This is a genomic window from Paenibacillus sp. 1182 (assembly GCF_017833915.1).
Taxonomy (GTDB): domain Bacteria; phylum Bacillota; class Bacilli; order Paenibacillales; family Paenibacillaceae; genus Paenibacillus; species Paenibacillus polymyxa_D.
On sequence record NZ_JAFICR010000006.1, the window covers coordinates 200,841 to 214,799 of the forward strand.

Annotated in this window: 11 protein-coding genes; 9 read left to right on the forward strand and 2 right to left on the reverse strand. The window is 43.5% G+C overall.

Annotated elements, in window-relative coordinates; all coding sequences use genetic code 11:
* Nucleotides 1–35: 35 nt before the first annotated feature.
* Nucleotides 36–2,297, forward strand: a complete 2,262-nt coding sequence (locus JOD82_RS14420) for a helix-turn-helix domain-containing protein (RefSeq protein ID WP_069010294.1) — start codon at nt 36–38, stop codon at nt 2,295–2,297.
* On the opposite strand, the gene JOD82_RS14425 is transcribed toward JOD82_RS14420, so the two are convergent.
* Nucleotides 2,294–3,193, reverse strand: a complete 900-nt coding sequence (locus JOD82_RS14425; RefSeq protein ID WP_013311057.1) for a carbohydrate ABC transporter permease — start codon at nt 3,191–3,193, stop codon at nt 2,294–2,296. The genes JOD82_RS14420 and JOD82_RS14425 overlap by 4 nt on opposite strands.
* A 268-nt stretch (nt 3,194–3,461) precedes the next feature.
* On the opposite strand from JOD82_RS14425, the gene JOD82_RS14430 reads away from it, so the two are divergent.
* The 7 genes from JOD82_RS14430 to JOD82_RS14460 all read left to right on the forward strand — a co-directional run bounded on the left by JOD82_RS14430 (nt 3,462) and on the right by JOD82_RS14460 (nt 11,632).
* Nucleotides 3,462–4,421 carry an ABC transporter permease gene (locus JOD82_RS14430; RefSeq protein WP_023989418.1) on the forward strand — a complete coding sequence of 320 codons (960 nt, stop codon included), beginning with the start codon at nt 3,462–3,464 and terminating at the stop codon, nt 4,419–4,421.
* Nucleotides 4,422–4,442: 21 nt separating this feature from the next.
* On the forward strand, nt 4,443–5,066 hold the full coding sequence (locus JOD82_RS14435; RefSeq protein ID WP_069010295.1) for a YesL family protein: 624 nt from the start codon (nt 4,443–4,445) through the stop codon (nt 5,064–5,066).
* Between the two features lie 28 nt (nt 5,067–5,094).
* Complete coding sequence (locus JOD82_RS14440; protein ID WP_029517726.1) at nt 5,095–6,615, forward strand: extracellular solute-binding protein; 1,521 nt, start codon at nt 5,095–5,097, stop codon at nt 6,613–6,615.
* 171 nt (nt 6,616–6,786) lie between these two features.
* Complete coding sequence (locus tag JOD82_RS14445) at nt 6,787–8,148, forward strand: glycoside hydrolase family 28 protein (RefSeq protein WP_069010296.1); 1,362 nt, start codon at nt 6,787–6,789, stop codon at nt 8,146–8,148.
* A 23-nt stretch (nt 8,149–8,171) separates the two neighbouring features.
* Complete coding sequence (locus tag JOD82_RS14450) at nt 8,172–9,056, forward strand: dienelactone hydrolase family protein (RefSeq protein WP_029517724.1); 885 nt, start codon at nt 8,172–8,174, stop codon at nt 9,054–9,056.
* A 25-nt stretch (nt 9,057–9,081) separates the two neighbouring features.
* Nucleotides 9,082–10,038 (forward strand): pectinesterase family protein, encoded by a 957-nt coding sequence (locus tag JOD82_RS14455; protein WP_029517723.1) that lies wholly within the window; start codon nt 9,082–9,084, stop codon nt 10,036–10,038.
* A 16-nt stretch (nt 10,039–10,054) separates the two neighbouring features.
* On the forward strand, nt 10,055–11,632 hold the full coding sequence (locus JOD82_RS14460) for a glycoside hydrolase family 43 protein (protein ID WP_069010297.1): 1,578 nt from the start codon (nt 10,055–10,057) through the stop codon (nt 11,630–11,632).
* Nucleotides 11,633–11,692: 60 nt separating this feature from the next.
* Here JOD82_RS14460 and JOD82_RS14465 read toward each other — a convergent pair whose 3' ends face one another.
* Entirely contained in the window at nt 11,693–12,580 is an 888-nt protein-coding gene (locus tag JOD82_RS14465) for a LysR family transcriptional regulator (protein WP_029517721.1), read from the reverse strand.
* A gap of 118 nt (nt 12,581–12,698) precedes the next feature.
* On the opposite strand from JOD82_RS14465, the gene JOD82_RS14470 reads away from it, so the two are divergent.
* Nucleotides 12,699–13,724, forward strand: coding sequence for a YeiH family protein (locus tag JOD82_RS14470; protein ID WP_069010298.1), 1,026 nt, complete (start codon nt 12,699–12,701; stop codon nt 13,722–13,724).
* Nucleotides 13,725–13,959 lie beyond the last annotated feature (235 nt).

A 13,959-nucleotide genomic window follows, 5' to 3' on the forward strand; every position in this document is an offset into this window, starting at 1 on the left:
TTTGATGTGATGCAAAGAGCCAGAGGGGGAGCGCAATGAAAAAAGGAAGAATGTTCTACACCATTTTTATTACGATTCTGGTTTTAGGAATAGGATTTGTGGCCAGTTTTGGAAGCTACATCTATTTTACAACAATTAGCTCCGTTGTGGAGAGGGTTTCCAATACCAAGCAAAGCTATATGGCACAGATCAGAAATAGCCTGGAGCAGAAAATTCAAACGATTGAATATGCTTTTAATACGTATAGCACGACCAGTTCCTTTAATGATGTTGTGAAAAATCCCATTACAGAAAAAGATTTTATAGCGTATCGGAATGTGAATACTCAGCTCAATTATATTGCTACGATGGGATTAGAGGGAACGGAATATTCACTCATCAGTCTGGATCAGAATTGGAGAATCTCCAATGGAAGCCTGTCTTATTTGACGAAAGCAGAAAGGGAGAAGCTGGTTAATACCTATATCGACCATCAGAATCAGGGACTATTCTGGGTTAAAACAGATAAAGGGATTCGTTTTGTTAATACCTTGCCTGTATTCTCTAAGAAGAAGCAAGCCATTGCTCTGTCGGATATTTCGCTGCAAACATTAAATCATACGATTCAAACCGAGGATCATATGGCTGTTTTTATCTTGAATAATCAAGGCGATTTAATGTATGAAACCCAGCCTGCCGAACAATTATTGTCCACCCAGCAGCTCCAGCATATTTCAGAAGCCACAGTGAAGCCGAGCAACACAGGTATGCTAACTTTGGAGAAAACGGATCAGCAGCCTGCACGACAAGTCATCTATGCCAAATCTGCCTATAACAATTGGACTTACTTAACAGTATTAGATAAGAAAGAAATTGCGGATGCCTTTCAAACGACCAAATTTGGGATCATCATGATGGGACTTGTATTAACGCTCTTAATGGTGGTAGTGGCGTACTTCATTGCCATTTACTTTACAAAGCCATTTCAGCAAATAAAACGAAGCTTGCCTAAAAATCCTAATTTCGCTTTCAAAAATGAACCTTCTAAAAATGAAATTGAATGGATTATTAATTCCATCGATAACATTGTAACCGAGAAGGAAAGCTTGGAAAGTCTCATTCAGTCCGAAATGCCACAGTTGGAAACCCAATTGATTCTCAACCTGTTCCGCAAACGTATTTCTGCAGAGGAATTGGCACGAAAAATGCCACGCTTGGGTTATCCGCAGATCGAGAATCAAATGTATATTACCTTGTTAGTCCAACTGGATAATCTGGGAGATCGAGAGCCCTCGGATAAAGATGTTTTGCTGCTGGCTATTAACAAAATCGTAGAAGAAACGATTCCAGAGCAGCAGCGAATGCTTCCCATCATTTTGAACGATAACACTCAGGCCACCATATTAATTTTGACAGGGTTGAGCGAACAGGAAATGAGAAAGCAAGTCTTGGATGATGCGACCCTTTTGGTTCGAAACGTAAAAGAGTATTTAAATGTTTCCATCAGCATCGGCATTAGTACGGCGTATGATAACTTATTAGAAAGTAAAGAAGCCTGTGAGATGAGCAAGCAAGCTTTGCATCACCGTTTAAATTTAGGCAAAGAGTCGATTATTTTTTATGAAGATATTTCCATGGTCATTTCAGGTCCGGTGCTGCTCCATTATCCTACGGAATTGGAATCAAAACTATTTGATGCCATCCGAATAGGGGACGAAGAGCAGGTATATCATACCGTGCACTCATTATTGGAGGAAATGATGGTAAAAAACAATCATTCCATGAACTTTGAGGTGCTGTTGGTACGGTTTGTGAATAACCTCATCCAATTAGAGCAACTATTAGGGATTGAAGTGCTGCTGACGCAAGACAATCATGCCTTGTATCATCGTTTGCTGGACATCCGTAATCCGGAAGAGATAGAACGTATGCTGATAGAGCAAGTTATTTTCCCCATGGTAAAAAGCATGAAGGAGAAGACCAACCAGCAATTCCGCTGTCTCTCGGAGAAAATTGCTGCTATTATCCGTGCTGAATATGACCAGGAATTATCATTAGAACTCATTGGAGACCGACTTCATTACAATCCGAATTATTTAAGCAGTATTTTCAAAAAAGAATACGGAACGACGTTTAGTGAATATCTGATGGGCTACCGGCTGCAAATGGGTAAGAAGTGGCTCGTTGAGACAGATATGACGATTAAAGAAATCGCCGAGCGACTGCAATATCATAATTCGCAAAACTTTATCCGCTCTTTTCGGAAAAAGGAACAGGTTACACCGGGAGCTTACCGAAAGATGAAGCAAGCCAATTAACCTTTAACCGCTCCTAACAAAGCTCCTTTGACAAAGTGCTTTTGCACAAATGGATACACGATTAACATCGGAACGGTCGCAATGACAATGACCGCCATCTTAATCGTCTGCGCAGGCGGAATGACATCTACAGCAGTCCCTTCTGCCTGCATACCACTGGAAACGATTACAATTTGACGTAGCAAGACTTGAATCGGCCATTTGGCAGAATCATTGATATAGAGAATGGCGTGCATATACGTATTCCAGTAGGCAACAGCGTAGAATAGAGAGATGGTTGCAATAGAAGGCAGGGCTAATGGCAACATAATTTTAAAGAAGATACCAAAATCGTTGCACCCGTCCATCTTGGCTGATTCCTCCAGATCATCTGGCAGCGCCTGAAAGAAGTTACGCATGATAATCAGGTTAAACGCATTAATGGCCACAGGAAGAATCAAGGACCAATACGAATTGATAAGCCCCATGCTTTTTACAACCAGGAATGTTGGAATCATCCCCCCACTAAACAACATAGAAAACACGACAATGAAGTTAATCGTATTGCGGCCGAGTAGATATCTTCGGGATAATCCATAAGCCATAAAAGCAGTAAATATCATACTTACAACTGTACCGACGATCGTTACGCCGACCGAAACCCCGAGACCTCTAAAAATGGTGGGAGTCGACAGAATATAGCGGTAGGCATCCAAGGAAAAAGTAACTGGGAATAAAATGAACTTCTTGGCTATCACTTCTTCGGTTGAGGCAAAAGAGCTGGCGATGATATTCAAAAAAGGTAAGAGACAAGTGAGGGCAATGAGAATCAATAGTGTACTGTTTACAATGTTGAAGATACGGCTGCCCAGCGATTCTTTTTTTCGTAATTTTTGTTTTCGTAATGGCTGTGTCAATGTGGTTGACCTCCTCGTAATCGTTTACATGGCAACCTTATCAAGAGGAAAGAATTCCGTATATAATCAAATCTTGAGGTGTTCCCTAAGCCTGGAAAAAAGCGAATGATCATTAGGTTGTGTAGTAATCATTAGCTAAGGTGAAAGGTTGAAAAGTAGGCTGCACACCCAATTTTGTAAACGCTATCATTTGGTGATTATATACGGAATGCTGAAAATCGCATACTCTTGAAAACGTATACAGGAACGTTTGAAGGAGGTCGAACTAATGAAAGTTTCAAGTGTCCCCGCACCAAACATGAAAATGAAAAAGAACAAAAGAACGACGGAAAGCCTTTTACGAATGCAGAAACACAAGCTGCTCTATCTAATGGTTTTACCCGGACTGGTATACTTCATTATTTTTAAGTACTTTCCTATGGGGGGATTGGTGATTGCATTTCAGGATTATCAAGCTTTTCAGGGAATCACAGGCAGTCCATGGGTAGGCATGAAGCATTTTATTCGTTTGTTTACCGAGCCTACGTTTTTTATGCTGCTTCGCAATACGCTGGTTTTGTTTGCATTGAACATTGTAATCTTTTTTCCATTGCCCATCATTTTGGCGCTTATGCTGAACGAAGTCAGGAAGATGTTCTTTAAGAACATTATCCAAACCATTATCTACATCCCGCACTTTATGTCATGGGTTATCATTGTTTCGATTTCTTATGTATTCCTAACCGTAGACGGTGGGGTGCTGAATGAAATGATTGCCGCGCTAGGTGGTGAGAAGATCAGTTTCTTAACTTCTCCGCAATGGCTGCGAACAGTCTACATCGGGCAAGTGATTTGGAAGGAACTGGGCTGGTCTACCATCATTTATCTATCTGCGATTACAGTGGTAGATACGCAATTGTATGAGGCAGCAGAGATGGACGGAGCTGGACGCCTGAGAAAGACATGGCACGTTACCTTGCCTGCGATCCGCCCAGTCATTATTACATTGTTAATTTTGAAGATCGGTAGCACGTTGGATTTGGGCTTTGAGCATATGTATCTGCTATTGAACTCCTTAAACCGCGAAGTTGCCGAAATCTTTGACACTTACATTTATACTGCGGGCTTAAAGAATGGACAATTAAGTTTTAGTACAACGGTAGGGCTTTTTAAAGGTGTGGTAGGTTTAATCCTGATTATGGGCTCCAATCGACTGGCCAAGAAATTTGGTGAAGACGGCGTTTACTAATGACGACGGGAAGGATGCAAAATGGTGCGGTTTGTAGAAAACATGAACAAATGGTGCATGCGCCTGCTACGCCTGGTCTACCTTAATTTGCTTTGGACGGTTGCGACGATTCTGGGCTTGGGTTTTATAGGCGTTGGGCCTGCAACCGTTGCTATGCTTAGTATTTTAAGACAGTGGATTCGGGGCAATGAGGAAGTCGCTATTTTCCCGACGTTTGTACGTTACTTTAGAGAAAGCTTTAAAGAAGCAGCAATCATTGGCGGGCTTTACAGCCTTGTGGGTTACGTGCTCTACGTGGATATCGTCAACGTCTCGTCCTGGTATGTTCGTGTGGTGACGCTTATTGGAGCCTTTTTGTATCTTATCTCTTTGGCCTATATTTTCCCGCTGCTGGCTCACTATGATTGGAAAGGCATCAGACTGAAGGTCAAGATGTCAATAGTGATTGGATTTTCGTATTTACAATACACGCTTGTTCTTTTTGTAGCCATTGTCGTGCTATTTGCATTGATTCTAGGCTTGTACCCAGGAATTCTAACTTTTGCCGGAGTAAGTATTATGGGCTATCTCGTGATGTGGATGACGCATCAGGTATTCAGCAAAATAGAGCGAGAGGTTCTGGTGAAAGAGGAAGATATGGCATGAATATACAAACAGAAAAGGAGCAAACACGATGAAAAAGGGAATCACGACGAAAAAGGGAGTATCAGGCCTTCTTGCTGTACTAATGGTCATGAGTGTTTTTTTAGCAGCTTGTGGTGATAAGGGGGGGGAGGATCAAAGCGGCCAAACCTATGATCCGAAGTCCAAACTGGAGTTCACTTGGTTAAACGTATTGCATACAGCTTCTCCGCCTACAGAAACGATCAAAAGCAAAATTGAAGAATACACCAATTCTAAAATCACGTTCAACTGGGTGCCGGATGCTTCCAAAGAAGAGAGAATTACCACCGCACTGGCTTCTGGTGAACTGGCTGATATGGTGACGCTGACGATGATGACTAACTCTTCAGTGCGTAGTTCATTGAAATCAGGACTATTCTGGGATGTAGGAAAGTATTTGGATGATTATGAAAATTTGAAGAAGATCCCGCCTGAAGTGCGAGAAGCCGCATCCATTGAAGGGGTACTGTATGGCGTTCCGTTCCAGAAGAATCTGGCTCGGGCAGGTCTGGTCATTCGTCAGGATTGGCTGGATCGCTTAGGATTGAAGGTGCCGACGACACTGGATGAGTTGTATGAAGTTGCGAGAGCGTTTACAGAAGATGATCCGGATGGGAATGGAAAAAAGGATACGACTGGATTTGTTGACAGATCGGATCTACGCTACAGCAGCTTCAAAACTTTAAGTTCCTACTTTGGCACACCTAATGGCTGGAAAGTAGATGAAAGCGGAAAGTTTACGCCGGAATTTGATACTCCCCAATATTTGGAGACCTTAAAGTATTCGAATAAGTTATACAAAAACGGATATCTCTCTAAAGACTTTGCTGTAACCGCTAAAACGGACCAGCAGCAACAATTTGCACAAGGTAAAGCAGGTATTTATACAGGCATGATCGATATCTCTAACCTCAGAACCTTGTCCCAAGGCCTGCAAAAGGGGCTGAAGCTGGTACCAGTTAACAAGATTTCGAATGGAGATGGCAAATACCACGTATGGTCTGAGGGAAGCGGGGTAGGAGGTTTGCTGGCATTTCCGAAATCCGAAGTAAAAACAGAAGCTGAGTTGAAGAGACTGCTGCAATTTGTAGATGATTTAATTGACAAAGATGTATATATGTATATGACCGGTGGTATTGAAGGCACTCATTATAAAATCGAAAAAGATGGAGCCTTCAAAATTACGAATACAGATTTGTGGCAAGCAGATGTTCAGCCATTTTCAAGCTCCAGACCAAGTGAAGTGACTTATAACTTAAAAGATGCCAATCCAGAAAAGGAACTGGCTAATGAATTAGTCCGAGAAAATAATGAATTTGCTGTTCTGGACCCGACCGTGCCACTGGATTCAGTCACCGCTAATGAGCAAGGAACAGAGCTGGAGAAAATCATTACCGACGCCTCCTTCAAATTTATTATGGGTGAGCTTGACGAAGCCGGATTTAAAGCAGCCGTAGAAAACTGGAAAAACTCCGGTGGATCACGGATTACTGCTGAGTATGAGGAAGCGTATAAGAAAACGAAAAAATAAAGATATAGGTTGAGCATGAGTGTACATGAATTGCCACTACGCAGGCGGAAGGTGCTTACCATCGCTGACACTTGTCCAGCACCATTCCGCCTATTCCGTTTTCCAGTGTATTTTCAAGCCCAGTCTATAAATCATTTTCGTATTCACAAAAAAAAGACAGGAGAGAACGAAATGCAATTGTATAACATTGTAGAATATGGAGCAGTTCAGGATGGCACGACGTTGGCTACGGGAGCGATTGCGGCTGCCATTGAAGCGGCCAGCAATGCTGGAGGAGGAACCGTTGTTGTTCCGTCTGGGACGTATCTGACAGGTGCTATCTTTCTGAAAAATAACATTGAACTACATGTAAGTCCTGGCGCAATTCTGTCCTTCAGTACGGATCTGGCTGATTACCCTGTAGTGGAATCCAGATGGGAAGGCGTTCAGCGGGAAGTGCATGCGTCATGCATTTATGGACAGAATCTTGAGAATATTTCAGTTACAGGTAGCGGAACGCTGGATGGAAATGGTCAGCCGTGGTGGGAAAAGCACCGAAATCATCCAGAGGAGTTACAGTATCCGAGACCCAAATTAATCAGCTTTGACCGTTGTCAGCGGGTTACCATTAAAGATGTTATGTTAAAAAATTCCCCCAGTTGGACTGTGAACCCCATCGCTTGCTATAACGTTACGATTGATAATTTGTCCATTCTTAACCCGGCGGACTCCCCCAATACGGATGGCATTAATCCTGAATCCTGTTCCAATGTTCGTATTAGCAACTGCAATATAGATGTGGGCGATGATTGTATTGCGATCAAAGCGGGGACCGAAGATACACAAGAGCGAATTCCATGTGAAAATATTACGATTACCAACTGTACGATGGTGCATGGACATGGCGCAGTTGTACTGGGGAGCGAAATGAGTGGTGATATTCGTAATGTTACGATCAGCAATTGTGTGTTCAAGCAAACAGATCGGGGTATACGTCTGAAATCCAGACGGGGACGTGGCGGAATCATCGAGGATATCCGCGTCAGCAACATTGTGATGGAGGAGGTCATTTGTCCATTTATTCTGAACCTGTATTATTTCTGCGGCCCTCGGGGCAAAGACAAATATGTGTGGGACAAAAATCCCTATCCGATTACCGATGAAACCCCGTGCTTTAGACGAATTCATTTTTCCGATATTACGGCACGACAGGTTCATGCGGCTGCTGGATTCTTATACGGACTAGCAGAACAATATATTGCTGAAATTACATTCTCCAATATTGATATTTCTATGGCTAAAAATGCAATTCCCGGTCGTCCGGCCATGATGACAGGGATCGAAGATATGAATAACCGTGGTTTTTATCTAGGTAACGTGAGGGATATTCGTTTTCAACAGGTGACGATTGAAAATCATCAAGGTCCTGCCTTTTATATTGAGAATGGGGAAGACGTTGAAATCAATCGTTGCCATTCGAAGAATACAGCTGAGCCCGAAAAGCTGATAGAACAAGTAACGATACAACCTTCTGAACAAAATAGGATGAATTAGGAGGACATGAAAGGAGGTACAACGTGGATAAATTACAAGCATTGTTGGGAGACCTTCCGGCAGATCGCCCTATAACGGCAACTCTGTTGAATGAAGAAGAGCGTGAGGGGTACCGACTGGAGTGTCTCCTGCTGGACTTGAACGGGATCGAATCTGTACCCGCTTATGTAGCTACACCCTTGCAAGGGAACGGTCCGTTTCCAATGGTCGTTTTTAACCATTCGCATGGGGGCAACTATACGAATGGACGTAAGGAACTGCTCCATAGCAGCTCTTACTTGCAGCAGCCCTCGTTTGCTACAACCCTGACAGACATGGGGTACTGCGTATGCTGCATTGACATGTGGGGCTTCAATGAACGTGGGGGCAAAACCGAAAGCGAGCTGGTAAAGGAAATGCTCTGGCAGGGCCAAGTGCTGTGGGGCATGATGCTGTATGATAACCGTCGCTTGGTGGATTATATGTGCCAGCGTGAAGACATTGATGCTTCCCGTATCGCAACAATCGGTATGTCGATGGGCGGACTCATGGCATGGTGGATGGCTGCGTTAGATGAACGGATACAGGTTACGGTTGATATTTGTGGACAGGTAGATGCCCATACGCTAATCGCTAAACGGGGATTGGACCATCATGGCTTTTATTCCTATGTCCCCGGCTTGCTGAAGCATTTTACCACCCTTGATATTCAAAAGCGGATCGTACCTCGTCCACGGATGAGTATAACAGGTCAAAATGACCGGATGTGTCCTATTGAAGGAGTCGAGCATTTGGCAAAAGGGTTGCTGGAAGCTTACCAGCAGGCAGGTCACCCAGAGCATTGGCAGCCTGTGATTGCAGGCGGTGGACATATGGAGACGCTGCAAATGCGCACGGCGTGGCAGACATTTTTAGCCAAGCACCTGTAAATCAAATGAAAGGATCGGGGTAATCATGCTAGTTGGAAAAGAATCCTTTTGTGATTTCCATACGATTCAGGAGGCAATTGCTGTATTGGAGCAGTCGGCTTCCAATGAAATGGAAACGTTAACTATTTTATCAGGTATTTATGAGGAAGAGGTGCGAATTTACCGTTCGTATCTTCATATTATAGGCATCGGGCAGGTAGAGATTCGAATGAATCGGTATGCCAAGGAGCGGAATGAAGCGGGTGAGGAAATAGGGACCTTTGCGACACCCACTTTATTTTTAGGCGGTAGCCATCTGATCTTGGAAAATCTCACGATTTCCAACACGGCAGGACAGGGAGAAGCCATTGGGCAGGCCGTTGCGGTATACGCTCATTGCGATGAAACGGTCTTTAGAAACTGTACCTTTAAAGGGCACCAGGATACTTTATTTACAGGCCCTCTACCTCCTGCACCGAAAGAACGACTCCAGTTTGGTGGAATCCATTTGAAGGAGCACCATAGACACTATCGGCAGCTCTATCAGCATTGTTATATAGAGGGTACGGTGGACTTTATTTTTGGTGGGGCTACCGCTTATTTTGAAGATTGCGAAATTCGCAGTTTACGCCATCATGAGAACCAAACGAGCTACGTCACAGCCGCCTCTACGCCGCAAGGACAAGCGTATGGCTATGTATTCAACCAATGCTACCTAACTGCAGAGCCTGATATTACCCCGGTTTTTTTGGGCCGTCCGTGGCGGGAATATGCCAAAACCGTATTTGTCGATTGTAAAATGGGCGATCATATTGACCCACGTGGCTGGGACAATTGGAACAATGTTGCGAACGAGAAAACCGTCTGTTATCAGGAATATAACGGACCCGATGAAGTTGCTACGTTACGTAAGCAGCGTGTTCCGTGGGCGGATTGTTTTGAGGCGGGAACAGAAGCATGGAGCAAGGAACAGGTTTTTGCTGAAGTCACATTTTGGAAGTAAGGAGAAGTGAGGTCTCATGATGATCCAAAATCCCATATTAAAAGGCTTTAATCCCGATCCGTGTATTACACGAGCCCTGGATACTTACTATATTGTGGTGTCATCGTTTGAGTGGCTGCCTGGAGTACGGGTGTACCAGTCCAAAGATTTGGCCCATTGGGAGCACTGCACAGATATTTTGACCGATCAGGTTGACTTAAGAGGTAATCCTAAAAATTGCAGTATTTGGGCACCACAGCTTAGTTATGCGGATAACCTTTTTTATCTGCTCTATACGGATGTGAAAAGCACCAAACGTCCGTTCAAGGATGTTCATAATTTTGTGATGACGGCGCCTACGATCCAAGGACCGTGGTCGAAGCCCGTTTATCTGAATAGTAGCGGATTTGATCCGTCTTTATTTCATGATGAGGACGGACGCAAATGGCTGTTGAACGCATTGTGGGATTATCGCATGTTGGAAAGCAATAAATCTTCCGGTATCGTTATGCAGGAGTATGATAGCAAGCAACAACAGCTCATTGGGGAGCCTGTTAAAATCTTTGATTGTACTCCTTTGAAGAAAACAGAAGCGCCTCATATCTACAAGCAAAACGGATATTATTATCTTGTTACAGCGGAAGGCGGAACGGGTACGGGGCATGCCGTTACCGTAGCACGCTCGAAGCAAATAACCGGACCATATGAAGTAGACCCGCACAACCCGATGCTTACATCACGTGATCGACAGGATTTCCCGTTACAATGTGCAGGACATGGCAGTCTTGTACAAACACCGGACGGCGAATGGTACATGGCTCATTTATGCACACGCCCGGTAGAGGGGAAATATGCCATTTTGGGACGGGAAACAGCCTTGCAGCAAGTGTACTGGAATGATGAAGGCTGGCTGCGATTAACCGCGGGGGGCCATACGCCTCAATTGGAGGTGCCTGCACCTCAAGGGACAATTTCGGTTAAGCAAGAGCAAAAGAGTAATATTTTCGAGGATTTTTTCGAGGGAGCCCTATTAGATAAAACGTGGAACACATTGCGTATCCTAGCGAACGAGAGCTGGTGTTCATTAAGTCAGCGCCCGGGCTATCTTCGAATCCATGCTGGGGAATCCATACAAAGTCTGTTCCAGCATCACGTGCTTGCCATTCGGCAAACAGATCATCATTTCCGGGTAGAAACAGCACTGGAGTACCAGCCAACAAGCTATTTGCAGATGGCGGGGCTACTACTGTACCTTAATGAAGAAGATTATTTGTACGCCTATATTAGCTATGAGGAAGGACAAGGGAAGGTACTACGCTTGATGCGATGTGAAGCCAATACATTTACTTTAGTTCCCCAAGCGATTACGCTTCAGGACGATCTTCCTATACATTTAGCTGTGGAAGTCCATGCATCCCACGGGCAATTTTATTATGGAGTCGGAGATAGATCTGCTTGGAAGCGACTTTTTGAAATGCAGGATATCAGCTTTTTATCCGGTGGTTTTACAGGGAATTTTGTAGGTATTGCTGCTCATGATATGCAACAGTTCCAAGGAAGCTACGCTGATTTTTCTCATTTCTTATATCATGGTATGGATCATCTTTCTTCATAAAAAATATTATAATGATGAATGCTGAAAGCACCTTTATGGGTGCTTTTTTGTTTATGCACGTTATCTTTTCACATTATAACTTCGCAAAACCTCCAAAAAAGCGGTGCATGCTTTCGTCTCAAATACTGCAGAAGGGGTCAGAAAAGAAAATTTCCGAATGAACGGGAGATTGAGAATATCCAATACTTCTAATGTTCCCAAAGCAAGTTCCTTCTGAATGACCCATTGGGACAGCAAAGAAATCCCCAAGCCTGCTTCTACAGACTCTTTGATGATCTGTGTACTGCCAAAATTCATCATATGAGAAGGATAAAATCGAAGCTGTGCAAACATCTTTTCAGCCGCCTCCCGGGTTCCAGAGCCTTCTTCCCGCAGAATCCAGATGTCCTCATGCAGCTCATTTATATCCACTTGAGATTTACCAGCCAAACGATGATTTTGCGGAACGACGATATACATTCGATCATCAGCAAATGATTCAATGTGTAGATGGTCATGCTGAAATTCTCCTTCGATAATCCCCACATCCAGTTGATTATGGATCACGAGCTTTTCAATTTCCAATGTATTGCCGATGGTAATGGAGGGCTGAATGAGTGGATACTGGATTCTCATTTGCGCAATCACATGCGGCAGCACATATTCGCCATACGTGTAGCTTGCACCAATAGACAGGTTACCCTTTGCCGTATGCATTAGCTCATCCACCAAGTACTGCATACGTGTATGGAGTCGGATAATCTCCTGGGCATGATGATACACAATTTCACCTGCTTTGGTTAAGCGCACATATTTATTACTACGCTCCAGGAGACGGGTTCCTACGCTACGTTCCAGCATTTGAATATACTGACTTACCGCAGGTTGGGTCATGTGTAATACCTCGGCAGCTCGTGTGAAGTTTTGTTTCTCTGCGACCCTAACAAATACGATTAAAGATTGGTCCAAAGCCCATTCCTCCAAATTTATTATATCTATTTACTTATTATCATAATTATAATGATTTATTTTTCTTATGACAAAAAACATATTAAGCTGGATGTATGTAGAATTGGAGGGGTTCACCATGAATAGTCATACACAACATACCAAATTATTTTCGAACAGAGGGCGATTATTCCAGCGTATATTTGGCATTATCCTCACGATGTTATTTGCTTTGGCAGGCTACGGTCTGAACGAATTGCCAGGCTTTCATTATGTAGGTCCATTGGCTTGTGCCATGTTTCTCGCTATTCTGTACCGACAGTTGTGGGGATACCCTGAAGCTGTGCGCTCAGGGGTTGAGTTTTCAGCAAAGAAAATACTACGCGGAGCGATTGTGTTATTTGGGCTGAAGCTGAATATGGATGTTGTCATTCATCATGGACTGGGTTTACTTTTGCGTGATGTGGGCACCGTTGTATTTTCCATCTTTTTTACGGTTTGGCTGGCAAAACGTTTCAAGGCAGATGCTTCGCTTTCGCTTCTTCTTGGTATTGGAACAGGAGTTTGCGGTGCAGCAGCGATTGCAGCGGTTTCTCCCTTGTTAAAATCCAAAGATGAGGATACAGCCATAGGAGTAGGACTCATTGCCTTGGTTGGTACGATATTTGCCATTTTGTTTACCGTGCTTCGACCCTGGCTTCCTTTGACGGATATGCAATATGGGATCTGGTCGGGCGTCAGTTTACATGAAATTGCACATGTGGCCTTAGCTGCAGCGCCTGCCGGACAGGATGCTCTTGCAATGGGCTTATTAGCCAAACTGGGGCGTGTTTTCTTGCTCATACCGCTCAGCTTTGTTTTAATGGTTTGGATGAAACGAACCGGAAAAATTCGTACAGATGCTAAAGTGGAGTTTCCCTGGTTCCTCATCGGCTTTATGGCTACAAGTGTTGTGGGCAGCTATGTTTTTGGAAAATATATTGTAGTTCCATCTAGTCTGACAAACGGAATTTCTCAAGTTACCACCTTTATGTTAACGATGGCTATGGTAGGTATGGGGCTGAATGTGAGCTTTAAGGCTTTGCGAGAGAAAGCAATGCTTCCCTTACTGGTACTGTCTGTTACCTCGATCATTCTTATAGGTTTAACATTTTTAACAGTGTGAACATGAAGTATTCGTTTGTGATAAGATTGCTAGTAAACCAGATTAATAAAACTGGAAAAAGCTCTGCTTGCTATATAGCTGGTAGAGTTTTTTAGTACTTTTGTATGATAAAACTGAAATATGTACTGAATCAATCGTAACTTTTTACATATGATTCGCGTCTATCAAAATGGAGGTCCTGAGAATCATAGAGTGCAAGAATTTCATAAGCGAAAATATAGAGAATGGTAGGGTA